General features: G+C 38.8%; 21 protein-coding genes. 7 read left to right on the top strand and 14 right to left on the bottom strand.

The window, feature by feature from the left end; genetic code table 11:
• The first annotated feature begins 15 nt into the window (after nucleotides 1-15).
• The gene (locus K0B81_00950) at nucleotides 16-909 is read left to right on the top strand and encodes a GNAT family N-acetyltransferase (protein ID MBW6515167.1); all 894 of its coding nucleotides are present in this window, start codon (nucleotides 16-18) and stop codon (nucleotides 907-909) included.
• Nucleotides 910-1,043: 134 nt separating this feature from the next.
• On the opposite strand, the gene K0B81_00955 is transcribed toward K0B81_00950, so the two are convergent.
• Entirely contained in the window at nucleotides 1,044-1,472 is a 429-nt protein-coding gene (locus K0B81_00955) for an OsmC family protein (protein MBW6515168.1), read from the bottom strand.
• A 161-nt stretch (nucleotides 1,473-1,633) separates the two neighbouring features.
• Nucleotides 1,634-2,827: a glycine C-acetyltransferase gene (locus K0B81_00960; GenBank protein MBW6515169.1), complete on the bottom strand. Its 1,194-nt coding sequence runs from the start codon at nucleotides 2,825-2,827 to the stop codon at nucleotides 1,634-1,636.
• 630 nt (nucleotides 2,828-3,457) lie between these two features.
• Here K0B81_00960 and K0B81_00965 point away from each other — a divergent pair.
• Genes K0B81_00965 through K0B81_00980 form a run of 4 tightly spaced genes read left to right on the top strand, consistent with a single transcriptional unit; the run spans nucleotide 3,458 to nucleotide 6,456 of the window.
• A complete protein-coding gene (locus K0B81_00965; GenBank protein ID MBW6515170.1) occupies nucleotides 3,458-4,375 on the top strand; it encodes a molybdopterin-dependent oxidoreductase in 918 nt (305 codons plus the stop codon).
• A complete protein-coding gene (locus tag K0B81_00970) occupies nucleotides 4,363-4,809 on the top strand; it encodes a hypothetical protein (protein MBW6515171.1) in 447 nt (148 codons plus the stop codon). The genes K0B81_00965 and K0B81_00970 overlap by 13 nt, the downstream gene beginning before the upstream one ends.
• A 4-nt stretch (nucleotides 4,810-4,813) precedes the next feature.
• Entirely contained in the window at nucleotides 4,814-5,812 is a 999-nt protein-coding gene (locus K0B81_00975; protein MBW6515172.1) for a hypothetical protein, read from the top strand.
• Between the two features lie 8 nt (nucleotides 5,813-5,820).
• Nucleotides 5,821-6,456: an MBL fold metallo-hydrolase gene (locus K0B81_00980; protein MBW6515173.1), complete on the top strand. Its 636-nt coding sequence runs from the start codon at nucleotides 5,821-5,823 to the stop codon at nucleotides 6,454-6,456.
• Between the two features lie 83 nt (nucleotides 6,457-6,539).
• Here K0B81_00980 and K0B81_00985 read toward each other — a convergent pair whose 3' ends face one another.
• From K0B81_00985 to K0B81_01015, 7 genes are read right to left on the bottom strand one after another with little or no spacing between them, the layout of a single operon-like run.
• Nucleotides 6,540-8,807, bottom strand: a complete 2,268-nt coding sequence (locus tag K0B81_00985) for a T9SS type A sorting domain-containing protein (protein ID MBW6515174.1) — start codon at nucleotides 8,805-8,807, stop codon at nucleotides 6,540-6,542.
• Nucleotides 8,808-8,828: 21 nt separating this feature from the next.
• Nucleotides 8,829-10,877 (bottom strand): hypothetical protein, encoded by a 2,049-nt coding sequence (locus K0B81_00990; protein MBW6515175.1) that lies wholly within the window; start codon nucleotides 10,875-10,877, stop codon nucleotides 8,829-8,831.
• A 51-nt stretch (nucleotides 10,878-10,928) separates the two neighbouring features.
• Nucleotides 10,929-12,374 (bottom strand): hypothetical protein, encoded by a 1,446-nt coding sequence (locus K0B81_00995; protein MBW6515176.1) that lies wholly within the window; start codon nucleotides 12,372-12,374, stop codon nucleotides 10,929-10,931.
• Nucleotides 12,371-12,910, bottom strand: coding sequence for a TlpA family protein disulfide reductase (locus K0B81_01000; GenBank protein ID MBW6515177.1), 540 nt, complete (start codon nucleotides 12,908-12,910; stop codon nucleotides 12,371-12,373). Before K0B81_01000 ends, K0B81_00995 begins: the two co-directional genes overlap by 4 nt.
• Before the next feature lie 15 nt (nucleotides 12,911-12,925).
• Nucleotides 12,926-14,026 (bottom strand): hypothetical protein, encoded by a 1,101-nt coding sequence (locus tag K0B81_01005; GenBank protein ID MBW6515178.1) that lies wholly within the window; start codon nucleotides 14,024-14,026, stop codon nucleotides 12,926-12,928.
• Between the two features lie 47 nt (nucleotides 14,027-14,073).
• Nucleotides 14,074-15,810, bottom strand: coding sequence for a thioredoxin family protein (locus K0B81_01010; protein ID MBW6515179.1), 1,737 nt, complete (start codon nucleotides 15,808-15,810; stop codon nucleotides 14,074-14,076).
• A gap of 54 nt (nucleotides 15,811-15,864) precedes the next feature.
• Nucleotides 15,865-17,595 (bottom strand): hypothetical protein, encoded by a 1,731-nt coding sequence (locus tag K0B81_01015; protein ID MBW6515180.1) that lies wholly within the window; start codon nucleotides 17,593-17,595, stop codon nucleotides 15,865-15,867.
• Between the two features lie 662 nt (nucleotides 17,596-18,257).
• Here K0B81_01015 and K0B81_01020 point away from each other — a divergent pair.
• Nucleotides 18,258-18,560: an antibiotic biosynthesis monooxygenase gene (locus K0B81_01020; protein MBW6515181.1), complete on the top strand. Its 303-nt coding sequence runs from the start codon at nucleotides 18,258-18,260 to the stop codon at nucleotides 18,558-18,560.
• Nucleotides 18,561-18,570: 10 nt separating this feature from the next.
• On the opposite strand, the gene K0B81_01025 is transcribed toward K0B81_01020, so the two are convergent.
• The 3 genes from K0B81_01025 to amrS are packed head-to-tail and all read right to left on the bottom strand — an operon-like array spanning nucleotide 18,571 to nucleotide 20,527.
• The gene (locus K0B81_01025; protein ID MBW6515182.1) at nucleotides 18,571-19,158 is read right to left on the bottom strand and encodes a DUF192 domain-containing protein; all 588 of its coding nucleotides are present in this window, start codon (nucleotides 19,156-19,158) and stop codon (nucleotides 18,571-18,573) included.
• A 17-nt stretch (nucleotides 19,159-19,175) separates the two neighbouring features.
• Entirely contained in the window at nucleotides 19,176-19,541 is a 366-nt protein-coding gene (locus tag K0B81_01030; protein ID MBW6515183.1) for a NusG domain II-containing protein, read from the bottom strand.
• Nucleotides 19,541-20,527: an AmmeMemoRadiSam system radical SAM enzyme gene (gene amrS / locus K0B81_01035; protein MBW6515184.1), complete on the bottom strand. Its 987-nt coding sequence runs from the start codon at nucleotides 20,525-20,527 to the stop codon at nucleotides 19,541-19,543. Before amrS ends, K0B81_01030 begins: the two co-directional genes overlap by 1 nt.
• A 762-nt stretch (nucleotides 20,528-21,289) precedes the next feature.
• Here amrS and K0B81_01040 point away from each other — a divergent pair.
• Nucleotides 21,290-22,912, top strand: a complete 1,623-nt coding sequence (locus K0B81_01040; protein MBW6515185.1) for a T9SS type A sorting domain-containing protein — start codon at nucleotides 21,290-21,292, stop codon at nucleotides 22,910-22,912.
• Between the two features lie 484 nt (nucleotides 22,913-23,396).
• Here the strand turns inward: K0B81_01040 and K0B81_01045 are convergent, their stop codons facing one another.
• Complete coding sequence (locus tag K0B81_01045) at nucleotides 23,397-24,629, bottom strand: 3-deoxy-D-manno-octulosonic acid transferase (GenBank protein MBW6515186.1); 1,233 nt, start codon at nucleotides 24,627-24,629, stop codon at nucleotides 23,397-23,399.
• 40 nt (nucleotides 24,630-24,669) lie between these two features.
• On the bottom strand, nucleotides 24,670-26,133 hold the full coding sequence (locus K0B81_01050; GenBank protein MBW6515187.1) for a T9SS type A sorting domain-containing protein: 1,464 nt from the start codon (nucleotides 26,131-26,133) through the stop codon (nucleotides 24,670-24,672).
• Between the last annotated feature and the right edge of the window lie 458 nt (nucleotides 26,134-26,591).

A 26,591-nucleotide genomic window follows, 5' to 3' on the forward strand; every position in this document is an offset into this window, starting at 1 on the left:
AACTGAAAGAGAAATATGAGTATCAACTTGAGAAAGTATCGAAATAAAGAACGCTTTGGTGATGATTACCATCAAGTTTGTGATTTTCTTGTCCGGATTAATGAAGGAATTGTCACTAAACCAAATTTTCTTTGGGGTAGATGGGTTTGGATGATCAGTCGACCTGTTGATAATGAGGATCAGAGGAACCTGATAGGTTTATGGGAAGATAATGGCGTAATAGTTGCTTTAGCTACTTTTGAACTCTGTTTCGGAGAGATCCATATCTGTATTGATAATAACTATCGGTTTCTGCTTCCTGAAATCATTGACTATACTGAAGAAAACCTTTCAGCAGAGGGAAGATCGAGGATCATTATCTCTGACAATGACAGAGATCTACAGAGAATAGCAATAGTGAAGGGCTACTTACCAAGTCAGGACAGAGAGCCGGTGTCGGTTTTGGATATGAGGACTGATCTTAACTATACCTTACCCGATGGTTTTAGAATAATCAGTATGGCAGATGGCTGGGATTTTTACCAATATAACCGCGTCATGTGGCGTGGTTTCGATCATGATGGTGAACCTTCACAAGAGCGAGAAGATATTGAATGGAGAGAGACTATGCTGAGCAGTCCTCATATCATTCCTGAATTGGTTCTGGCTGTCGTTGAACCTAATGGTAATTATGCTTCTCATTGTGCACTCTGGTATATTCCCGGTACTAATTATGCCTATGTTGAACCGGTTGCTACTGATCATACATATAGAAAAATGGGTTTAGGAAAGGCCGTTGTTTTAGAAGCTATTATGCGAGCTGGCAAGTTAGGAGCAAAAGAGATCTATGTCTATTCAGACCAGCAATTTTATTGCAATCTCGGTTTTTATCCAGTTGTTTCTGAAACATGGTGGGAGAAGAGACTTTGATTTTCTTCTAATTTAGAGGACAGATTTTTTGGGTTAGTTATCTAATTATCTTATGAAACTAGAAAGATAATTTGTAATGAAAACCCCACTCAGTTTGCTAAGTGGGGTTTTTCTATTATAATGCAAATTAAGGATCAAGATTCCTTGACTTGAACTCCACAGAGAGTATCTGATACCGGGCATTTTTGTTTGATGTACTTTTTAAGCTTCTCGATGTTTTCTTTTGGTGAAGGGGAATCGAAATGCATTTTATATCTGATCACCTGGTATCCGGGTCTGACATCTTGATTGATGCCGAGAAACCCTTCCGGATCAAGATCACCTTCCAAATCGACATGAAATCCTTTCAGATCAACATCGAATTTTTTAGCAAAGGCGGCTGCACAAATCGACATACATCCACCCAGTGAGTTAAGTAACATCTCAACCGGGTTCATTGCCTTATCATCTCCACCTAATTGTGGCGGTTCGTCTATCCCGACTTTAAATCCTCTGGAAGTACCTTCGCAGTAAGTTTTATCTCCTAACCACTTTACAGTTGCTTTAAATGTTGTAGTTGCCATATTATTACTCCTTAATCTTTTTCTTCCGATAATATAAGGAGTTAAATGAATAAAGCAACCAGAACTCATACTTAATGAGCTCATCTTTTACCGATTCTGTTGCAGAGCGAATACTATATATATCAGCAAGAGTAAGAATAAAATATCTAAAAAAGGTAGGTCTATTTCAGTACGTTCAGTTCTTTCCCGACCTTGACAAATGATTCAATTGCTCTGTCCAGATGATAAAGCGAATGAGCAGCCGAGAGTTGGACACGAATACGTGCTTGTCCTACCGGAACTACCGGATAAGTAAAGCCGATCACATAAACCCCTTCCTGTAGAAGTTTATCAGCCATCTGAATAGCCAGAGGTTCATTGTAGATCATAACGGGAACAATTGCTGTATCTCCATGAATTATGTCAAAACCCGCCTCGATCATTCCTTTTCTGAAATACTTGGCATTGGTCATCAGGTGAGCTCTGAAGTTGTTAGATTCTGTTAGTATATCAATGATCTTAATAACTGTTGCCACAATTGGCGGAGCTATAGTATTGGAGAAGATATAGGGGCGTGATCTTTGCCGAAGAAATTCGATAAGCTCTCGAGAACCTGAAATACATCCTCCAGAAGAACCACCAAGAGCTTTACCGAAAGTAGTACTGATAATATCAACTCGACCTTGCACCCCACAATGCTCGATAGTACCTCGCCCTGTCGGTCCTATATATCCGGTAGCATGTGAATCATCTACCATAACCAAGGCATCATATTTTTCAGCCAGATCACATATCTCCGGTAATTTGGCAATATCACCATCCATGGAAAATACTCCATCAGTCACAATGAGTCGGAATTTGCAGTTAGCTGATCGCTTCAGATCTTCTTCCAGTTCATTCATGTCGGAATGTTTATAACGAAATCTTTGTGCTTTACACAATCTCACGCCATCAATTATGGATGCATGATTGAGGGCATCTGAGATAATAGCGCTATCTTCTGCGAATAAGGGTTCAAAGAGACCACCGTTGGCATCGAAACAGGATGAGTAAAGGATAGTATCTTCCATACCGAGGTAGTTAGACATTTTTGCTTCCAGCTCTTTGTGGATCTTTTGCGTACCACAAATAAATCGCACTGAAGCCATACCATAGCCCCAGATCTCTAATGCTCTTTTAGCTTTTTTGATCACTTCCGGATGGTTTGCCAACCCCAGATAGTTATTGGAACAAAGATTTATTACCTTTTGACCATTAGCCAGCTCTATTTCAGGGCTTTGGGGAGTAACCAGAATACGTTCGGTTTTGTATGTACCTGTACCCATTATACTATCAAGCTGTTGTCTGATCTCTTTCGTAAATTTTTCTGACATCATAGGAAACTCTCTTATAAAAGTATTTGACTATAAATGCTTTTAAGGAGGCATTAAGTGTCAATATAATTCATGATGGGTTTATAAGCCGAGCCAAGCAAAGCTTAGTCAAGGCATCTTATAACTTGTATTGGTATAGTAAACAGCAATATGTTTGTTTATTGCTCTGGTCGTTGCTGAGATCTCTCCGTTACGCTTCGCTTCAGTCGAGATGACAAAAAGACGGAATTTAAGTCGAGATCACAAAACAGACGCAAGTAGGTCATGATAGCAATAGTTAAGAATACTCCAAAAGTGTCACCCTGAGTGATTCCTGAAAAGCTTCTTGTTAACTCTTCCGGGAATATTATCGAAGGGTGAGTTAAACAGGAAACTGGTTCTGTGTAGACTATCCATTGTTTATTTCGGCGAGCATGAAAGCAGTCATGAAGAAGTATCTTCCACGGTTCGATACATTCTACCCGTGACAAAGCAAGAAGTATAGGTCAGAATACTAAGGATGATATTAAATTGTTGCTAAATAAATTAATAGAGGATGTGGTTAAATGTTTGGAAAACGGTTGACACTATAATTTAAAGAAATAATTTTCCCTGCTGTTAGAAAAAAGAATACACTTTTGAATTGGAGGTAGAATGAATAGATTTAAAGTGATCATATTAGTTGCTATTTTGCTTTATATGTGGTCATTGGCTTTGTCGATTATGATAATAGACAGTTCCAGACAGTTTACCTTAGAGATTGAGGATTTAAGGCAATTAGAACTGGTTGATTTGGAAACTAAACGAGAACGTGGCGAGCGAATTAGAACTGATAATTGGCAAGGAGTCTATTTAGATCAGATACTACAATCATTAGAAGTTTTAGAATACGATCAGATAAAGATCATCTCTTATGATAATTATCAGGTTAGACTAACCAGACAGGATTTGCTAGATAGTAAAGCTCTGATAGCTCTTCGGAGAAATGATGAAATATTAGATGAAGACAATATCCGTCTGGTAGTACCCGGAATGCGTGATATGTATTGGATTGACGGGATCAGAACGATTGAAACAGAAGGACATCACCAATCAATATTGCCTAATTATATCTTCTTTGCCGAAGACCTGTTAACAAGATTAGAAGTAATTGAAGACCCGGAACCGTTTAAGAGGGTACAGGGTATTTATTTCAGGGATTTGATAACTTTCGTATATCCCATACAGGGAGAAGAATTTCTGTTAGTAGGCAGAGATGGTGTCTCTCATCAACTTGACTTCGATACATATCTCAAAAACGGAGTTCTGATAATTAATGATGATGACTGGCATTTTCGCAGTCCTGATATGCCGGCAGGAATGTGGATAAAATCCCTTGCCTATGTTCAGTTTTTTGACAGGGCGATAATTTTCCGCACACAGTTTAATAATCTGAATGAGGTTGCACAACTCTTAGAATGGAGCAGAATACCTGAGCTTCTCTGGGATGATAATCAAATTGCTATGCCGGTTGATATTGACTTTTCTGATCCGGTTTGGGAAGGGATAGGGATTTTACGATGGCGAAAATGATAACTTTAGTACCATTAATATTTTTTTTGATCTCCTGTTCGAGTAAAGGATATATAATTACGGGCAATATAGACAGTACAATAAGTACAAGGCAAACCGGAAGGTTAGATAATATATTAAAACAAAATGCTGTCGATGCTGAATATGTGTTACTCATAGCTTATGATGGTGTAGCTGTACTTCTAACAGAGCAATCTATACCATATTTGAATATTGTAAAGCAACAGGGTAGATTTAATTCTTATTCGGGGAACATGTTACCCCCTGTTTGCGATCTAAATGATCTGAGAGAAATCTATGTTTATCGTACTGAATACAGTCTAAATGAAGGTCATACACCTTTCTCTTTACGAATGCAGGATCTTAAATATTTAGGAGAGAGTGCCAAGAGTGAACATGTTGTTCGAAAATATCAAGTAAAAGACAAAGAGTGATAGAATGAAGATAAAATTAAAAAGAGCTTATGCTCTATTTTCCGGAGGGTTGGATAGTCTATTAAGCGTACTTTGGATGAAGAAATTAGGTTATGAAATTATTCCACTCTTCTTTGAGAGTTATTTTTTCTCTGCCGATAAAGCAGAAAAGATAGCTAGTTCTGCAGGGCTGGGATTGAGAGTCATTGATATCGGAGAAAAGTTGTTAGAGATAATTAAGAATCCACGCTATGGATTTGGTAAGAATCTCAATCCCTGCATTGATTGTCATTCGTTAATGTTCAGAGAAGCGGGTAAACTAATGGAGCAGGAAGGTGTAGATTTCCTGATCTCAGGAGAAGTGCTTGGACAGAGACCGATGTCTCAGAGAATGGATGCCATGAATGCCGTTAAGAAGTATAGCGGTTACGGTGATCTGATCATCAGACCTCTATCCCAAAAACTATTGCCCGATACTAAACCGATCAGAGAGGGATGGATCAATAAAGCAGATATGCTTGATATCCAAGGAAGAGGACGTCATAGACAAATTGAAATGGCTGAAGAGTTTGGTTTACATGAATATAGTACTCCGGGTGGAGGTTGTTTGCTTACTGATAAGGGTTATTCTAACCGCTTAAAAGATCTAATGAATTATAATATGCTGGAAAAGAGATTCATTCAATTTCTCCGTTTCGGCAGGCATTTTCGCATTAATAGTGAAGTTAAGTTGATCATAGGAAGAAATAGGGAAGAGCTGGAAGAGATCTTCGGATTTGTCGAAGATGAGTTAGTATTACGGGCAGCGAATTGTTTAGGGCCAATAGGTCTTGTTAACAGTAAAAGAATGTTATCAGACGATGAGATCAAATTAGCAGCAGAGATTGTCTTGAGCTATACTAATAAAGCTGCTGATAGAGATATAGTTGCTTTTGGTACTGATAACAATTATCATAGTCAGATAGAGGTAGAGAAGTTACCAAAGAGCAGGGTTCGAGAACTAATAATCAAAGCAGATAAATAATGAGGTTTATAATGAAGTATGAAAAATTCATTCTGTTAAAGGATTTTGAGACAAATAGCTATCTTCTCTGGGATGAAGAGAGTTGTGAAGCAATGCTGATAGATCCCGGTGCACCAGGAGAGAAAGTGATTAGTTTCATTAAAGATAACAAACTTATTCTAAAATACATAGTCAACACTCATGGGCATGGTGATCATATAGGAGGTAATCGTTATTTCAAAGAAAGATTTCCTGATGCTAAAATAGGTGTTCATAAAGCTGATGAGATGATGCTCTACAAGGCAGATCTTAATTTGAGTCTCTTTTATGAGCAAAACACTGTTTCACCATCTGCAGATATAGTTCTGGAAGATGGTATGTCTCTCTTTTTAGGGAAAGAAGAGATCAAAGTTATCCATACTCCGGGTCATACTAAAGGTGGGGCGGCACTGTTAACTGGTAACTATTTGTTTAGCGGAGATACCTTGTTTGCTGAGAATGTAGGAAGAACTGATCTTCCCGGTGGCAGCTTTGCAGAATTAGCAGCTTCTATTCAGAAAAAGCTATTTATACTTCCGGAGGATACGTTAGTGTTACCCGGGCATGGAGACGCAACCACCATAGGAGAAGAGAAGAGTTTCAATCCTTATGTTGGAGAAGAGTAAGGTTAGATAAGTAATTTATATAAGAAAAGAGCGATAACCGAGGGGATGGTTATCGCTCTTTCTATTTGAGGGGTGTGTGTGGTTTATTTCAGTAATAATACTTTATGGTTCACCTGTAGATTGTCAGATGCGAAACGAATGAAGTAAATCCCTGATGGAACAGCTCTGTTTTCTTCATCTAAGCCGTTCCAAACGAATTCTGTTCGGTTTGTTAACTCATTTTCAAGCATCGTTTTCACTAACTGACCTCTGATATTATAAATTCTTAAGTTTATAGGTCTGTCAAGTGAAAATTCAATTTGACTCAGTGAGATATTTACTGTCGGATTGAAGGGGTTAGGATAGGCAATAATCCTATTCATTACTGATGGTTGAACAATTAAGTTGTCGTCAACACTGACCCAGTAAGAAGTACCTGATCCACCGTAAGCACCCATATCGTTTCGAATAGTTCCTTTAGCTGGGTATTGAGCGTAACCCGGATTATAAGGATCCTCGGGATCATTATAAGTTGCTGCTGGGTTACCGGCATCTATACATGGTGATTCATCTGATAAATACCAGATCGCCTCTAAACCATTATACTCAATTCCCGATCCCTCTGTGGAGTTTTCAAAGAGTGGATCAGTATCAATATTATCAACTCCGGAATAACCACCGGTTATATTACTGTACTCTACTAAGGTGCTGGATCCGGTAAAAGCAGAAATGATCGATCCTTCACCTCTGACGATAGAATTTCTTATCTGTAGGAATGAGTTGTGATTAAAGACATGGAATCCATTGCTTGAGAGATATTCGTTATTAGCTATTGTATTGTTATTGAAGATAATCGCTGAACCGGATCTGATCCCAAATGAAGAGCCAAAGAATCCTGTGTTATTAACGAAGAGATTGTTTTTTACTTCAAAATTAGAAGTATAGATATCTACTGCTCCAATACCGTTAGTACTATGATTATTGGCAAAAGTGTTGTTTCTCATAACGATGTTCTCAGAATTGGTTATCTTGACAGCTCCGGGATCAGCAGCACCGGAGTTTTCATAAAAAGTGTTTCCTATGATATTAACCCGGGCGTTGTTAATGATCATCGCAGTCTGATTTGCTTTAGATATCATACAGTTATTAAATGTATTTTCAGCGATAGTACTATCTATACGTATTCCCTTCCAATTAGTGTCAGAAGTCAAAGTTATCGGGTCATCATCTTCAGCATTGGCATATATATAGCCACTCCCTTCAATAATTATAGCACTGTTCGAAGACCTTACTTCGACACCCGGTTGTAAGATCAGATATGATTCATCAGATATTGTTATATCATCGTTTATATAGTAAACACCATGATCTGGATTCCATATCCCGCTAACGTTACCAGAAACATTGTCCGGAGAGGTAACCGTTATATAATTCTCCATTGTTAACTCGACTGTATCTGTCCCGTCAAAGATCTGTAAGGTTACATCATAAGTACCGACTTCCGTATAAACGAAAAACGGATTTTGCTCTGTACTGTCTATAGTTCCATCACCATTTAGATCCCAAGCCCATGATTCGATATCTTGAGCAGGGAATGAAAAGTCATAGAATTGTACATGCAGCTCAGGTGGTCCTTGCTGCACATTACTGGAGAACATGGATGTAAGCTGTGAAAAATCTGCTTTAGCTGCTTGATGGATTACGGCATTACCATTAACAAGATTTTGTACTATTACTACACCTGTAACTTTGAATAGATCCCATGTCGGATCAATATCAAAGGCATGGCTATAATTTCCCGTTTGCCCTGTAGATGTGAGAGGAAAACTAGTCTGATAGTATCTTTTAACTGAGGCAAAGTAATCGGGATCCATTACGCTGGTCAGATCATAAGTTAGTATGAAGATAATGTTATTGTTGGTTGTTGAAATATTACCGGTCATAACGGCATCAACGTTTAAAACCAGCTGATTCTGATTGTTTAGTGATATTTCAAGATTTAGGTCGATTGGACTATTGGTATTAACAATTTGGTTGTGAGCATTAACATAAGCGCCGTAAGTTCCTGTTCCGCCGCCCACAACTGCTATAGTACCACCCCATTGTCCATGTGGAATACCGGACACTCCATATAAATTTCCTCTTCCTGAGTAATTTGGGCTAGGATGAGGTCCATCCCCTTGCCAAATTAGGGGGATAAAATAAGGGAAAGTCTCTGGTTGATTGTACATCTGATGCAACGCCGACCGCGCTGCTGGGCAATAGGGGCACCACGTCTGAGTGAAGACTTCTCCCACAACGAACATTTGCGATGCCAGCAAGAAGTTTGTTGTTAGGAGAAGAAACCCCATAAATAAGAAAAGCTTCTTCATCGAATCTCCTTTTGTTTTTTGTTATTTAATAAGCAACATTTTACGAATCTGTGTTTCGTACCCGAAAGATAGTGAATAAAAATATATGCCTGAAACAACCTGTTTGTTTGTTTCATCTTTTCCATCCCAAGTTACATAATAATCATTTTTATCCATAGGTTTAATATCTGTCAAGGTTTTAATTCTTTGACCTCTTATATTGTAGATAATAATGGATACATCATCACTAAGTTTTTCTCCGTCATTAGTAAAGGGTATAGTCACAAACCGTTGTCCTTTATCTAATTCACCTGTCTGATTTAAATTAAAAGGGTTGGGATAACTGGGGAATAATTGTATATTCGGCAGATCTGATGGGTTAATCAAATCATCTGTGCTGGTCACTTCGAACCAATTCAAGACATTTGATAGCAGGTCTCGTCGATCATCATGATTATCAATTGCTTCGTAGCCAAAAGCCAGATAGACTATTTTGCTGTTATTTGCGGTTGATGCTGAGCGTATTCCGGCAACACTATTATCTTCATAATAGAATGTTTCTGTACCATTTTGCTGATAAGCATTTATGACTTCAGGGTTTTGTTGATTATCTGCTCCGTCTCCTCCCTCTATACTAAAAGAAAGTCCATCCGAGATATAATCACCGGCGACACCGTTTATTTGCCTAATGTCAGTGCTTTCCGATATCAAAAGAGCATTCAGATGATCATTGTAAAACACTAAATTACTATAGAGAGGGTTGAGTACTAAATCTTTGCCGATATTCTGACCGGTTATAAAGAGATTATTACCATTATCAAGATAATTACTAAGAAACCCAATTTCTTGTTCAGTGAGAGCCGGTTCTCTTTCTCCTGTTATCCAGAGTATGTGATTAAAGTTCTGCGTTATCATGTTATTCAAATCTGCAAACCCGGTATCCCAGATACCATAAGAATGATCAATATCTTCTAATACTGCAGCAGTATAAGTTTCATAATCAGACCAACCATCACCATCTATTATCAAATAATCAACATCATTTGTAATAAATCTAAAAGGTATTAGATAATCCTCAGCAAAATCATCACTTTGCACAAGAAAATGATAATCCATCATTCCAATACTATCAGGAATAATATTTGCGTGAAACTTATCTTCTTCTCCGCTTTGTAATGAAAAATCAAGTGGCCCAAAGTAACATAAACCATCATCATCACAATAGGTAAGAAACCACGATGGCGGGGCGTTGTCAATTTGAACAGATATAGTCAGATCTATATCCTCACCCCAGTTGAATAAAGCAAAATAATCCACTTCGAAAAGGCCGGCAGAAGGACCAATATCTATTCTCTGATTGGGAACTGCAGCGCGGATGAACTTTGTAGGAGTTGCATACGTTGATGCTGCCTGGATGATCTGCCCTGTAGAGTCACTGACATATACCAGAGCTCTGAGATTATTTTCATCCCAGGAAGGATTGATGGTCAGCGTAGTATTTAACGATACAGTATTGTTTTGTCCGGTAAGAGAGAAAGTTTGCTGCTCGACCAGACGGGCAAGATTAGTAACGTTGATATCGACATCATCTTCGATGAGAATGAATCTTGCAGTTGCATTTTGTAAACTTTCTGAACCGGAAAGCATGGTTATTAAAACTTCGACATAGCCAGTAGTATTATTGAAATCAAGAATTTCTACTTTGATCGGTACGGTATTGTAATAATCCTTTTCGATTAGTGCATGATAAGGTAATCCAGTATTCACAGGGACATTGGTACCTGAGACTCTGGAAGTGCCATTTACTATTAACGATGGGAATACCGATGGTGAGTAATCATCTATAAGATTTTCAACGGACGGTGAAGAATACTGCCCACTATTTTGTTCAGTATAGTAACGAACCGGGATCACTTCACCATAGTGATAATTATTCATTATTTCCTGGATACCTGTATATGCCTCATCCGCGTCTCCACTCCAGCTGGCAGTTAATAATTCAGCTACTATGAGTTGAGGGTAATAGTCAATATCAGCAGTTATTAGTTGTATGGTAATGAGTAATGTAATCATTAGTATGTATTTTTTCAAATCTACCTCCTTAATTTAAGGAACATTGTTTTATAATTAAACAGAGAACATCTAAAATCTCGTAGTCAGGTCTAATCTCAGACCTTTGAACGGTGAAGTATAGTAACAGACACCACTACGACAAACCTTACCACCCTTTTCTTCACCGATAAAGAGTTTCATATCTGTATGAGAAAAAAGTCCGGTTGATAGTTCCATGCCAAGCCAAGTTCGATTTTTCTCCAATTCATTGAGATCATAGAACTCTAATTCCGAGATGAGAGATAGCGAGAACTTATTAAAGAACAGATCAAACTGTAATAAGGGATTATAGATCTCAGAAGTGCTCTCTCCTTGCACTTTTTCCTTATAACCGAATTCTGTGCGGAGATGTGTGGGGAGATTCATCAAGTTAAAGTCAAACATTATTGCCGGAGTTATCTCCTTTAACCAAAGTTCCCATTCCTTATCAATTGTTTCTAATTGAGCATATTCCAGTCCCAGTGTGAAAGTTGGGAAAAATTTCCTTCCTTCCAGCAACAAGTCACTCTGCCTGATAGAGAAATCACTGTTCCATGCTTCTGAGTAAGTAACTCCCAACTGTGAGGTAATTGAGGGATTGTATCTGATTTGTCCCAATAATCCCTCTTCATCGTATCCGGGATTAAATCTTTCGGAGAGAGGTTCTTCACTGGCATTGAGTGTTGGGAGGTCATTCATTCTATCATCAAATCGGTCGTAATTTTTATAACCACCTGAGATAGTGAAAGGACCAATATAGGTATTAGCAAAACCGTAAAATGCCTGTCCTCTTCTCACCCGACCGAATGTTCTGTATGATTTCGATTCTCCATATTCGGAATTGAAGTCAAAAAAATCAGTTATAACCTCTATTCTACCACCGGCAGCTATTCTTGTGCTATATCTGTTATCAGTCCTCCTTAGCTGTTGTGAGGTCAAACTCAACCCTAACTGAGTTGTGCCGTTAATTGGAGCAGTCAGATCCAATCCGGCGATAAGATCGTTATTATTGGGAGAGAACTCATTTGGCAAGGAACCATATAGACCCTTGAATTGGTAGGAATTATGACTCATTTGCATGTTAATACCGGTTAATCTCGTATCGTGATCAAAAGTCTTGTCACGATATGAACGTAAAAGGATCCCGTTACCAAAGAATTCGGAAAAGGAACCGGCTCTTAAACGCAGATCTGTTAAATTTAATTGTATATATCTTTCATCCCAGCGATAATCAATATCAGAAGGTCGGAGATCTTGGATTGGCTGGAATTGATCATATTTAGGTAATTCTGCAATAAATGATATCCCGGCTTCGATATTTTGATAATTTAATCTGACAAGGGTTTCATTATAAAAATAGCTGGAGAGAGAATCTTGAGCAGATTTGTAGATATATTGGGCTTCATTGAGTCCCGAGATCTGGAATTGAGCATAACAGATCCCAACTGAAAAAAAGAGGATAAGCCATAAGGCAGATAATGATATGATTATTTTCATTTTTCTTCAATACACTCCTGCTCTATAACAGCTTTTTCCTCTACTTCCTGTTTTGTGATCAATGATAACAACTCTTCAATCTCTGAGGTCAGTTTTGCTTCGTCACCCCTGGTGTATCCGATATGTTCATAGACGATCTCACCATCCAAACTAATGAGAAAAGTATGGGGGATAGATGATACATTAAACTGCTTCATAACATCCTGATTAGTGTCAAAGAGTGTAGTAAATGTATATTTCTGAGAGCGGAGAAGACTTTTTGCCTTATTTACGTCACGGGGTCTGTCTATGTTAATTGTTATCACCTTTACATCTTCATATTCCCGATGGATCTTCTCGATCTCAGGTAAGAGTTGCATGCATGGTGCACACCAGCTTGCCCAGAAGTCGATGACGATGAGCCCTTTGCCGATATGATCTGCTATGTTTACGTTTTGATTGTTCACGTCCGGTAAAGTAAAATTTCTTATCGGCTCACTGTTCAAAACTCCGAACAACATTAAGATACCTATTAAAATTACTATTCTATATTTCATTATTCCTCCTTATTTTCAGGGTAAAACTATTTCATATTCAATGACATTATGTACAATGCATGTTTCACTATCATAAACGTCTTCAATGGTCTGTAACCAGACAACTAATCTCGGTTCGGTAAAAGAAAACTCCGGTAAAATAAAATCCTCTGTTACCAACACATTAAACATGTCGGGCGTCAAAGAAACTGCGTCTTTGTAAAACACAACATTGCGACAGGGTTGTCCGGCTGCATTGTTTACATCGGTCTCTTTTTCAATCAAAGCATATTTTAGCTGCAGATCTGTTAAATCTAAACTCTCAGTAGCTATTCGAACCTGAAATGATAGGTTCCCATCAGAAATAGCATAGTTAAAATCCTCAAAAAAGAACTCTGCATACTGATTAAGGAATGAAGAGATAGCGAAATTATACTCGTCATAACTATTCGGAGAACCGGTAGGAATCTCCATACTTCCCTGAATGATGCTCTTTGGCAGAGCAGTAGATAATTGATAATAATTGAGGATATCCATATTACCGATATCCAATGCATCCATAATATGGTACTCTATATAATAGAATCTATTACCGTATAGTTGCTTCAGATCATGTAAAGCTGCTTCTACATAAGGGCAATTAGGACACCAAGTAGCCGTGAAGAGTTCAACTAATACCCGCATTTCTTCAGGTTCTTCCGGAGTTTGTTGATTACCGATTAATAGGTAACCTGCATTCTTGTCGAGTGTATATTCGACTATCAAAGTATCTATGCTCGCTGAACTGTCTTCTATCCTATAGCGAAAAGAGAGAGCTGCTTGATCATGATCTTCAATAGTGATACTAAGATCCTCGGTTACGATCTCTGCTAATTGTGTAAAATAGATCTCGACGTCACTCTTAGTTAACCCATCATTCAGATAATCCTCACTATAGAAATTCATAACCGCTGAAATATTATTTTCTGATAGTGACTCGAATAGGGTGCTGCTGAACAGGTTTAAATGTTCTGTATAGCTAATATCTTCTTCAGCTGGTTGAAAACTGTTATCAAATCGATCGCACGCTATGATCAGAAGTGCGATCATTAGTATAACAATCGATAATAATAGTGTTGATCTTCTATTTATTTTCATCTTACCTCACTATATATTATTAAGCAAAATCTATTCCAATATATAACTTATGGTTCAATTCTGTCTAAGACATCAAAGACCATTCTCTTGGTTATTATTTCAGGTAATAGAATAGGTTCTTCTTCACCCGGCAGATAGAAGACATATACCGGCACACCTACTCTTCCGTAACTCTGTATCCATTGCGCAATTGTCTCATCATAGCGAGTGAAATCAGCAATGAAAAGCTCCACACCTTTTCGTTCAAATGCCTCTTGTATATCTGATGTATAGAGTACGGTTAATTCATTTGTATAGCAAGTTGTACACCATTTAGCTGTAAAATCTATAAAAATTGGAACTCCCTCTTCTCTAAGTTCATGGATCCTTTCCGGAGAGAATGACTGCCATCTGCCCGATATAACTTCAGATTGATCATCAGTTCTTAGATTCTGATCATCGAAACGGAGGGTAAGGTTTCCAACAAAGATGACGATCAGAATGGCAATGATCAGAGCTATGATCTTTGTAACAGGTTTAACTTCCGGTCGAATGAAACGACCAATGATCCAGAAGGCAAAACCTAATCCTAACAGGAAGTAAATGATAGAGATCAATGCATCACCACCGAGCTGATAGTAAAGCACTTGCAGCATTTTGATAGCCCAAAAGAGCAGGAGAAATCCCATTATTTCTTTCAGTATGTTCATCCATTCACCTGGCTTCGGTAGTTTTTTGACATAAGCAGGTTTGAAAGCAATCAGGATAAAGGGGAGTGCCATTCCTAAACCGATGAGACTGAACATGGCGATAATTAGCAGTGGTGGTTGAGCAAAGGCAAATGCCAAAGCAGCTCCCAAAATTGGTGCAGTACAGGGTGTACCGAGTAACACGGCAAAAACACCCATGAAGAAAGATCCGGCTAATCCCCTTTTACTAATCATTTTATTAGCAACCTTGCTATCGGGTGCAGTAATCACAAAAACGTCAAAAAGTGCCAGTGAAAAGGCAAAAATTATGGCTGTGAGGACCAGTACAAAAGTGGGATTCTGAAACTGGAAACCCCAACCGACCAACTCTCCAGATGCTTTAAGCGCAATCACTATAATCGCTAACAACAGGAAACAGAAGAGAATTCCTGCTGAATAAACAAGAGAGCTGATGGTGATCTTTTTTTTGTCATCTTGACTATCGCGGATCAAAGTAAACGCACGTAAAGAAAGTACCGGCAGTACACACGGCGTAAGATTGAGTATTATACCTCCAATAAGGGCAAAAAAGAGATATAAGAGGATTGGTTCACTATCTGATGACTCTACTGGAGGCAGAGCTGTTTCTATCTCAGATTCTTCAATTCTGGGCAAAACTTCCAGTCCGGCTGTTATATCAACCTCTTCCGGCATGATACAGGCACCGGAATCATAGCAAAGTTGATAACCTGCCAAGATATCGATTTCATAAAACCCGGGTACTGTAGCGGGGGAGACTGTTATCGTTCTCGTTAAAGTTGCCTGACCATAAAGGTGGATAAAACCGTCGTCTTCGATTTTACCTTCCGGATAGACAAGATCACCAAATGAAAACCCTACCTGGTCTTCAACTTCAAAGAAGAAATAATCCTCTTGCAGGATCTGATGCATTCCTTGAGGGAATACATAAGTCACCAGAATTTCACCCGAGCTGCCGGCTATTAATGCCGGTGGTTCAATCTTGACTTGTAATTCTGCTTGCTGAGCATATATATAGTTAGTAAAAAACAACAGTATTAATGCAGCTATAACAAATATTGCCTTATTTTTGATCATCTTCACTCCATTCTATAAACTATTTTTCATTTATTAGTTAATCACTCTTTTATCTTAATTATTGCCGGAAAGTGAACTGAAGAATTGAGCAATGTTGCTTTCCCAGCTCAAACTTTCTGTTGTGCTATGTGCTTGTTTTAAAAGTTCTTCTCGCACTTGATCATCTTTAGGAAGAAGATCGAAGATACGTTTACTGTGTTTCTCGAATAACTGGTGTTCCAGTTCTGTTCTTTGAGAGTAAGAGAGATTGAGTATTTTATTTTCATCTTGGATATCGATCTCTGAGAAATCGATATAGTAATAAGGTTTTATGGCTGCGTCTCGGAAAGCAACGTCCAACAGGAAGGAACAACCGCATTGCCTACTGAGAACTGCAATTCCACCAAAAGGAACCGTCTCTATCTGTGCTATGCCAAAAGGTTCATAGATAGAAAAGCCAAGTTCAACATCAGAACCGTACCGTAAATCACTAAAGCTTGTTCCTGCCGGTATTCTTTTTCCCGTTGTTTCGGGAGAAAATCCATATTGATTAATAAATACACCTTTAATTGCTCTTGATTTAGCATTGAAGATCTTGATAGAGCTGTAAACATCACGTTCGTAATCGATCAGATCAGGATATCCCTCTTGATGCAAAACAGGCCAGCCGTATTCACTTTCCATCCGCTCTATTTCTGCAGGGTCTCTACCTGTAGAGATCAAACTGGATAGAAGGATATAAAATCCCTTCATGTTATTCTCTGCAAAATACTTATCCATCTCTTCCAGAAAGCGGATGTCACGCCATAAACCTTTGCTGATCACTAAGCGGGTTACATGGGTAAATATTATGTCGGGTGTGAAATTGTAGAGATTGTTACAGTATTCGATCAACCTTTTACGGGAACTTATCTTATCATCAAATGACAAATTATTGGTAGGAACTCCATTATAAACTATATGGATCTTTTCACGATCGACTATCGGCTGTAGATAAGCATACTCTTTTTCTATCCAGTCTCCTACTGCTAAGATACTGTCAAAATTTGTCGCCAGTTTGATCAGTTCATTCCGGTAGTTATTTTTCTGAGAACCGTATCTATCTTCCATCGGCAAACTATTTTCCAGATCCCTTTTCATCAAATTGTAAAAAGTGATATCGTGTCCGGGGAGCTTTTCTACCAAAGCACGAGCAGTTGAGACCTCATGAGCATAGAAATAGGTTCTCTTATTTATATCTTCTGATAATAATAGTTTCAAGCAACAGGGGACACCCATATATTCATGAGAGAAAGCTACTATCTCGTCTTGCGGTGCAGCTAACGCTTGGATTATATCAACAAAAGGGACAGCTAATCTGACATACTGCTCACAATCCCAATCGTTGTATAAGTCGGATTGAAACTGAAATTTTTCCCATAACTGAAACTTGAAGCTATTGAGTTTTTCGATCTTCAATCTTTTAACACCAACCAAAATCACCTCAACTTCTGTGCTCTGTGTTGGGTGTATTTCATCAAAGATCTTTTTTGTGCCATACACGATATCAATATTAGCATGATAACAGATATCATGTAACTGTGGATATTTTTCGTTTATCCCGTCTAATGAAGAAAAGAGGACATTTGCCTCTTTGCCTAACCTTTCCGGATGTAAACTGCTCTGATCATCGAAGAGAGGTCCGTAGAATATCGTTCTGGAAAAAAACTGCTGATATGATTCGGTATTACATATTCCGCTAAGAACTGAACCGATACCACCGATCTTTTTGGCAGCTTCATGACTTATATGAATTCCTATTTGCATCTATTATGACCAATTCTATTAATTTATTTCACTTTTCGGACGATAAATCTCCAGTCAATAAAAATCTTTCCTCTTAACGTGAATTAAGATAATCTCTATCAGAATTATTAGTAAAACTAGTTCATTTAGCGAAAATTTATCAGTAATGTATCAATGGGGAGTACACGAGTCGGCTAAAGCCGACTCGTAGAGTCCCTAAAGGTTGAAGTGAGGGAATCATACCCCGAAGGGGTATGTAGTAAAATAGCCAGACTCTTTAGTGTCTGGTATTGAAAGGAACTGAACCACCCGCCACCCAATGGATCTCCGAACCATACCTGAGGTTAAAAACTCAGGCTATAATATATCACCCCTTCACGGTGTATTCTAAGAAAAAAGCAAGAAATCATCATACCACTCGATATAATACCTACCAATGTCATCCTGAGTGATTGGCATAGCCAGTTGTATCGAAGGATGCAATATTCAGAGATTAGTATTGAATTGTCGCCCTGCGATACAATTCTTGGGTAGAGGTAGCAAGAAGCCATTCCAAGAATCACTCAGGGTGACAACTTATATTAAGAAAAAACATGAAAAAATTACTGCTTATATAACAGATATGTAACAGGTTAATAAGAAGTTAGTTAGATAGTTAACTATAAGTTGTTGGAGAATAGGATATGATAGTTAATGTTGTCACAATTTATGTGCTGAGCGAGTATTTGGAAGATTTTATCAGAGCAACGGCAAAGAATCATTACAATTCGGTGGAAGAGCCGGGCAATGTCAGATTCGATGTTTTACAGGGTGAAGATGATCCGACCAGATTTCTCTTAATTGAAGTTTTTAAAAGCGAAGAGGCGGTCATTGCTCATAAAAAGACAGAGCATTATCTGGAATGGCGTGAGACGGTAAAGGACTGGATGGCTAAGCCGAGAATGGGCTTAACCTACAAGATGCTCTATCCCGAGAGCAGTGAATAGATAAAAACTGCTAATACCAATCGATCATTTGACCAGGTTCAATACCATATCTTTCAGTGAAACCGGCATTGACCTCGATAACATATTTGACCGGTACCGGACAGTAGATAGTTTCTTCAAGAAAGGGGACTGTATTAGTTTCGATGTGAGCGATGGTCTTATCTTCTCTGACAAAGATCATGTCGAGTGGGATATAGGTATTTCTCATCCACATTTCGATATTGTGTGAAAATTCAAAGATAAAGAGCATCCCTCTATTCATCGCCATTGATTGGCGAAACATTAACCCTTGCATTCGAGAAGCAGTAGTATTAGCGATCTCAATTTCGATAGTAGTAATGAGAGTGCCGTCAAGTTTAAGAAAACTCAGTTCACTATCTTTGCGAAATACCGGTTCTCGGTCAGGTCGTTCGATAAAAGAATCCAATCTCGTTCTGTCAGTGCTTGTGTCCTGCATTCTGCCGACATTCGCCAGATAGAGATAGATGGCAATGATCACAGCGAGTGCAAAGATATAGATAATGATCTTTTTAAAATCTAAAGAAGCGGAACCTCTTTTAGTTACTACTTTTTTTCTGCTTTGTTTTTTCTGTTTCATTTTTTATCCTTCCTGAATTATCTTGTTATCATTATATCCGGTTTTTTCTTGTGTTTGATGATCAGGGCTATCCTTTCCGGTGCACAGATGACAGGGATAGTTTTACTATGACCCTGTTTAACACAGATCTGGTTTTTACAGACAGATTCTAACATACGAACCCGTCCATCTGAGATCTCTGCCGTGATACCATCTTTGATTGGTATGATCTGATCCTGTTGCAAGTTGTAAGAACCTATTAGTTCGTTATCGACATAGATCTCAAGCTGGGCATTATTAATTGATCCTCTTAGATAAAAGACAGAAGAAATGGAGAGAATGAGTAATAAGGCAATGAGGATCTTGTCGGGGATGGTGATTATCTGGAAAATCGAACGGATCATTAGGAGAATTTCCCATAGAGTGGGGTGGAGCAAATTTTGCAGCTATCGCCCTGCAGGTTATGGATGACAATATTATAATTCCTTCTCTCGATCAGGAGAGCTTGACAATTCGCACAATAGGTGTTTCCTTCCTTGTCTGTATAAACATTCCCCAGATAAACATGATGCAATTTCTCTTTTGCTAATTGATAAGCAGTTTCCAAAGATTTACCCGGTGTTGGTTGCGTATGTCGCTTAAAATGAGGGAAATATCTTGAGAAATGGAGCGGAATTTCGGGACTTATATCTGAAACAAAATTTATCAGATCCTGAATCATCTCTTTGCTATCATTCTCACCGGGGATAAGCAAGTTAGTGATCTCGATATGACAACTTTTAAAGGATGTCTTGATCGTATCCAAAACGGGTTGTAAGGTACCGGCACAGAGAGAGCGGTAGAAATCGTCCGACATCCCTTTCAGATCAATATTCATGGCATCAATGAAAGGGAGCAATTCAGTCAAGGGTTCCGGATTGATATAACCGTTAGTTACCAGTACGGATTTAATGTTATTCTGCTGCAGGAGCCGGGAAGCATCGAGAACATATTCGAACCAAGTCATCGGTTCGGTGTAGGTAAAGGCGACGAATGGAACATTATGCTTGATACATAATTTGTGAAGGTCTTGCGGGCTCAAATGGACAGTGCTGCTGTTCATCTGGCTTATGGCGTAATTCTGACAGAAATCACATCGTAAGTTACAGGAGTTGCTGCCAATAGAGAGAATATCTTTGCCGGGATAATAATGATAAAGTGGTTTCTTCTCCATAGGGTCAAGACTAATAGTAACGGTTTCACCATAGTTAAGGGTATAAAGGATACCATCAACATTTTTACGGACACGGCAGATACCTGTTCCTTCCGGAGAAATCAGGCAATGATGAGGGCAGAGAAGGCATTTGACCTTCTTGTTCTGTAACTTCGAATAATATTTGGCTTCAGTCATAACAAACTCCTACAAGAAAGCATCTCATGACTCGATAGTATAAGTCAAGGGAAAAGTGAGAAATGCGAGGGAGCGAGTGGGGGAGAGGGAGCGATGCCGGAGGGAGGAATAGCAGGTTTTTTCAAAGGAAAACAAAAAAGAAATATAACCACGGAGACACAGAGCACACAGAGTAAAAAAAGAGGACAAAAAGGAATTTTTTGACGCTCCAGCGGAAGGAACAGCTGGTGATGATCTAAAGAAAGACACTAATGATACCACAGATAGACACGAATAAAAAAAGTTGAAAAGAAGAATTGTGAGCATGAAATTAACATGCGTAAGAAAGTAGGAAGTAAGAGGCATTAACAGTATTAGATAAAGATTTGTCATCCTGATTGTTATACCGCTTGATTCTTGGTACTCTATTCGACTTACAACAACTCTGTCATCCTGAGTATTTTGCTGTTTACTTCATGCTTTTCTTTACAGCGAAATGTATCGAAGGAAGACCTCTTCTGATACGGTTTTGGTTTTCTATACCCTTCGATACAATTCTTTCTTATTTATTGATATAAGGTAGTCAGGTTGTTTGGAGTCCAAATACAAAAAATGGTAGAAATGTTGCATCGGGGATTTATTTCTACAAGCTTGAAGCTGGTAATCATTCACAAGTGAGAAAGATGCTCATTTTAAAATAATGGTCACAAGATTAAGTATTGACAAAAAGGGGTTACCTGTATAGTTAAAGTGTGGTGGTAATCCGATAATAAGGAGGAGAATATGTATAGATATTATATTGTAACTATCCTGCTGTTTTTAATCACCAATGTTTTTTCCCAGACCGCTGTTCCACCAATTGGAGACGGAACAGAGACCGACCCATATCAGATTGCCTCTTTGGAAAACCTTTATTGGTTAGCTCTGTTCCAAGATGAAAACTATACAGATAATCTATATTTTATCCAAACAGCGGATATTGATGCCTCGGAAACAGTGAACTGGTTTGACGGTCAGGGATGGGATCCTATCGGTGAGAACTATGACTTTCCAATGCCGTTAAATAATAAGGGAATCATACCAAGAAATGAACGCGATGCACCTTATAGTTTTAAAGGACATTATGACGGACAGGGGCATAAGATTGACGGTCTCTATATCAACCGACCCGACGGATGGGGGGTTGGTCTTTTTGCCAGTGTTAGTATTGGTTACACATATAGCTCCACAATAAGAAACTTAGGTCTAACCAATATTACGGTTTTTGGTGATGAACATGTTGGCGGTATTGCCGGTCAAGCTCATGATATGGATATTATAGATTGTTATGTGGAAGGTTATATAGAAGGTAACATCAGCGTTGGTGGTCTTGTGGGCTACAGTCTTGGATTGTTTTCGGGTTCATATACTAAAGGAATAGTTACAGGAGATTTGGATGTTGGTGGACTGTTTGGCACAAGTCGTCATTCTTATGTATCCAATTGTTACACTAAAGCTGAAGTAACAGGAACTAATTATGTCGGTGGATTATCCGGGTACTTAGCCTTTGTCAGTTTTAGCAGATGTTACAGTACAGGTCTAATCCAAGGTACAGGTGATTATGTTCACGCCTTCTACGGAGTTAGTTATTATAGTTCTTTTTTATTATGTTACTATGATTCTGAAACTAGTGGTTTCCCCACTGGATCTTGGGGCAGAACAACAGAAGAGATGACCTATCCTTATGCGGAGAATACATATATTAACTGGGATTTCGAGAACACCTGGGTGGAAGACATCTATATGTTCCATAACAATGGCTACCCTTATCTGAGCTGGCAGACTTTTCATTTCGAGTTCATTCCCCCTGCCTCTCTCTCTGCAATTGCCGGGGATGAGATAGTGAGTCTTTTCTGGAATGAACCTCCCGACAGTCTGCGAACTGTTTTGGGGTACAATGTCTATCGTGACGAACTACAGATCAACCCGGAATTGTTAGATATAACGGAATACATTGATACGGATGTTGTTAACGATGTAACCTACAGCTACTATGTAACAGCAGTATATGATGACGGAGAGTCCGGACCGTCCAATGTAGTACGGGCTACACCTTCCGTAAGTTCTTGTGAGCAAGAAATTGTTTCTTCTGCGACGGTTCTTAAAGAGAATTATCCGAACCCTTTCAATCCGGAGACTAATATTGAATTCTTTCTGGTAAAACCGGCTCAGGTCAGGATAACGGTTTATAATGTCAGAGGTCAGATGGTACGAGTTCTGACAGAGGGTTATTATGAACAGGGTGTTCATAATGTGCTCTGGGACGGAAAGACAGAGAGCGGCTCGAGAGCAGGAAGCGGAATGTACTTTTATAGTATGAAGAGCGGAGATTATACTTCTACAAAGAAGATGATTCTGTTGAAATAAACCCGTTGTCTTGTTAGACCTTGGTCAAAGGCAAGATGGGAGAGAGAGCGACTGAGAGATGGAGTGAGGGAGAGATGCCAAAGGGGGGAATATCAGGTTTTTTAACGGAAAACAAAAAAGAGATATAACCACGGAGGCACAGAGAACACAGAGTAAAGAAAATGACACAGAGGAATTATTTGACGCTCTGGCGGAAGGATCAGCAGGTGATGATCTAAAGAAAGACACTAATGATACCACAGATAGACACGAATAAAAAAATGGACTGAGACACACACATAGCGAAGAAAAAAGAGTGATTTCAGATGAAATGTGGGAACGATCACCTATCGTCATTACTATTAAATGATGTTTTTTTACTAAAAGAGGTATCAACTCTGTTCATCAATTTATTAATGTTAGCTATTTCTTCCTTAAGATTGTTATAAGTTTTTCTTTTCTCAGTGTACTCTGTGTCTCCGTGGTTATAAATTTAAAAACTGAGTTAAGGTTTGTTTAAGATCGAATTGAGGTGGTGTAAGTTCTCTTGGACACTATCAGCGTTTTCATCAATTGTTTTACGGGCATTTTTCCCGAGAGTTATACGTAACTCTTTCTGATCATAGAGTTGCAGGATATCATTTAGTAGCTTATCCCTTGAAGAGATAAGAATAGCACTGTTTTCCATTAGTGTTTTAACAATATGTTTACATGAGCTGTGGAAATTGCCGATAATGGTTGGTTTGGAATAATAAGCCGGTTCCAAGGGATTATGCCCGCCGAAGTCACAGAAACTACCACCTACGATAGCGAGATCAGCTATAGCATAAGCTTTGGTGAGAATGTTCATCTCATCTATGAGCAGGATATCATAGTCGGAGGTTATCTGGGATAGCAGGGCATAGGATGTTTTATTGAGGATGGAGGTAACCTGCTGTAACCTTTTAAGATGGCGGGGAGCAATGATTATTTTCAGAGAGGGGATATTTTTTTTTAATTCCGGTAAGATAGAGAGCAATAGTTCCTCTTCTCCCGGTCTGGAACTACCCCAGACAAGCACAAAGTCTTCTTCCTTAAGATGCCATTGATCTCTTATCTCTTGAGGGTTGTATTCAGGGAGTTGCAGGCAAAACTTGAGATTGTGGGTGTTGATGACATTGCGGAAGCCGAGAGCGGTAAATCTCTGTCTATCCAGATCTGATTGAGTACCGACAAAAGCAATGCTCTTGTTAATACCACGGAACAAGAAAGATAATAAGCGATACTTTTTATAGGAATAGTCGGAAATTCTGCCGTTAACGATAGAAACCGGAATGGATCTTAATTTTGCCAGATAGAGGAGAGAAGGCCATAATTCTGTCTCGATAAGGATTATCATCTTTGGTTGAAGTTTACGTAAAAAGTTATTGATCAGAGGCAGAAAATCGAGAGGGATCAGGTTAACTATATCAATCTCAGAGATAATTTTAGCAGTATTCAACCCATTTGTAGTCATTGTTGTTAAGAGGATCTTCTCAGTTGGATGACTCTTTTTGAATTCGATCAATAAAGGTTTAAGAGCATTGACCTCACCAACCGAGGCACAATGAAACCAGATGAACCCACTATGTTCGGATTTAACGAAACCTAACCGCTGTTTTAGTTCTCTAAATGGCAGAAAGATCAAGAGAAAGGGTAATGCTAATAGGAGTCCGATTCCGGTTAGCAGAGTGTAGAGATAAATAATGAAGTGGATCATTAAAAAATTTACCTGCCGGTTAATCTTTCATAATATCTCATTAACGGAGGTATAAAAATTTATCTATGATGATCTCTTTAGATTCTAACTGCTCATTCTTAACATCGAGTTTGATGAAATAGATGCCACTCGATGTCAGGGAGTTTTCGAACACATGATAAGGCAGGATGATACTACCGTCAATCACCGGACAATCTCTCTGGGAAAAGAGTTGCTGTCCTTTGAGGTTGTAGATCTTGATATCGGCGGATTTACTATCACCTACTTGCAGAAACAGGTTCTTTTCTTGATGAACCGAAGGGGCAAAGGGATTGGGATAGATCTTCATGGCGTGGGGAAGTGGTAATTCAGCATCAACACTACTGACATTGGAAATAGGCACTTCAACAAGATCAAACCCATTGTCACTAAAGATGATAGTACCTGTACTCCAGAAGTCGGTGAAAAGTGAACTAAAGATGACTGTGTCGGTATAATCAAAGGAATGAGGTATAAAATAAAAGGTATTACCTGAGTCTAACTGCACTTCACTGATCAAGGGAAAGTGACGGTCCGGGTCATAATAGTCTAAAGTGATCAGAAAACTACCTTGGTCTTCCTCTATCAATACATTATTTATTTGAGGTAGATTATTGACAAACGGTTCCAGCACTAGCTTCTGGAGATACACATGGTGGTCTTTTCCCTCATCCATAATGGTTATGGTTGCACCAAAATCCTCAATCTGCTGAGTCAAAGAACCAATGATCAGAACTTCATTGATGGCAAAGGCAGCGGCAAAATCGGGATCATTGATCAGATCGTCAATCAGACAGGAGATAAAGAGTGTATTGATATCAGGAACTGTTTGAGTGGAAACAGAGCCGATCTGAGTCATATCTTCCGTAGCAACATCGATTTTATATAGCCCGGAGTTTATGTATGGTGCTAAATTGATCGTATAAAGAAGAATATATACATAGTCTGGTGCTCCTGTAACTTGTGGCCAAATTGTAATGGCATAAGTGTAAAATGGTCCATATGTACCACCACTGACCGGAAAACCACCACCGAAATTAGTAAAAGCGAAAAAGAGCTGGTCATCCGAGAAGAGCATCTTTTCACCGGCTATATTGAGATGATCAGGAATATCATTGTTCCTGGGATATTCGGAGAGTGTAGTCATTTCCTGTAAAGTAAGCGGTTGTTGAGAACTGAAACCGGGAATGAGATAAGTTTCTTCTTCAATATCTATGCGGAAACTTAAGGGAAGGGAGGCATTATTATTGAAAGGTATAGTGCCTTGATAAGTGTTATTGTTGAGATTATTGGCGCTGTTGAAATGCCATTCATCGTCAAGATAATAGAAAATCCGGTGCTCTGAGTTTCCGGTTAAAGAACTCTCATATTGGATAAAGATCTCTTCTTCGGCAGTAAAAGAACTGTTTCTGATATCTGTCCATACAGAGTGCAGACTCAATGATGAGAAGAGAATAGCGACTAATAACCATGTTACTTTTTTCATACTATGTCCTCTTAGGGTCATTTATCAGAGTTTTTTATGCTGTATGATTTAGTCAATAAAATAATACTTGAGATATCGAGTGAGTGAGGGAGCGAGTGGGAGAGGGAGCGAAGAGGCAAGGGAGAGAGGAGTCGCAGGGGGGTAAAGAATAAGTATTAAGTAGAAGGTAGTAAAAACCGGAGGAAGGGATAGCAAGTCCATTGGAAGCTTAACAAGAAGTAAAATAGTTTCACCACGGAGGGCACAGAGGACACGGAGAAAAGATCATGATGCTCCAGTGGTAGCATAGAATAGTTATGATCATGCCCTAGATATATTTCATACCATTGTCATCCTGAGTGTTCTACCGCTAGCTACTTGCTATTCTTAACGGTAGAAAGTATCGAAGGAGAGAGATTTCGGAAATTAGTATGGTTTTGTCGCCTTTTGTTGACTTCGCCGAACTCGGAAGCAGCCAC

The sequence above is a fragment of the Candidatus Cloacimonadota bacterium genome (genome assembly GCA_019429305.1).
GTDB lineage: Bacteria > Cloacimonadota > Cloacimonadia > Cloacimonadales > JAJBBL01 > JAHYIR01.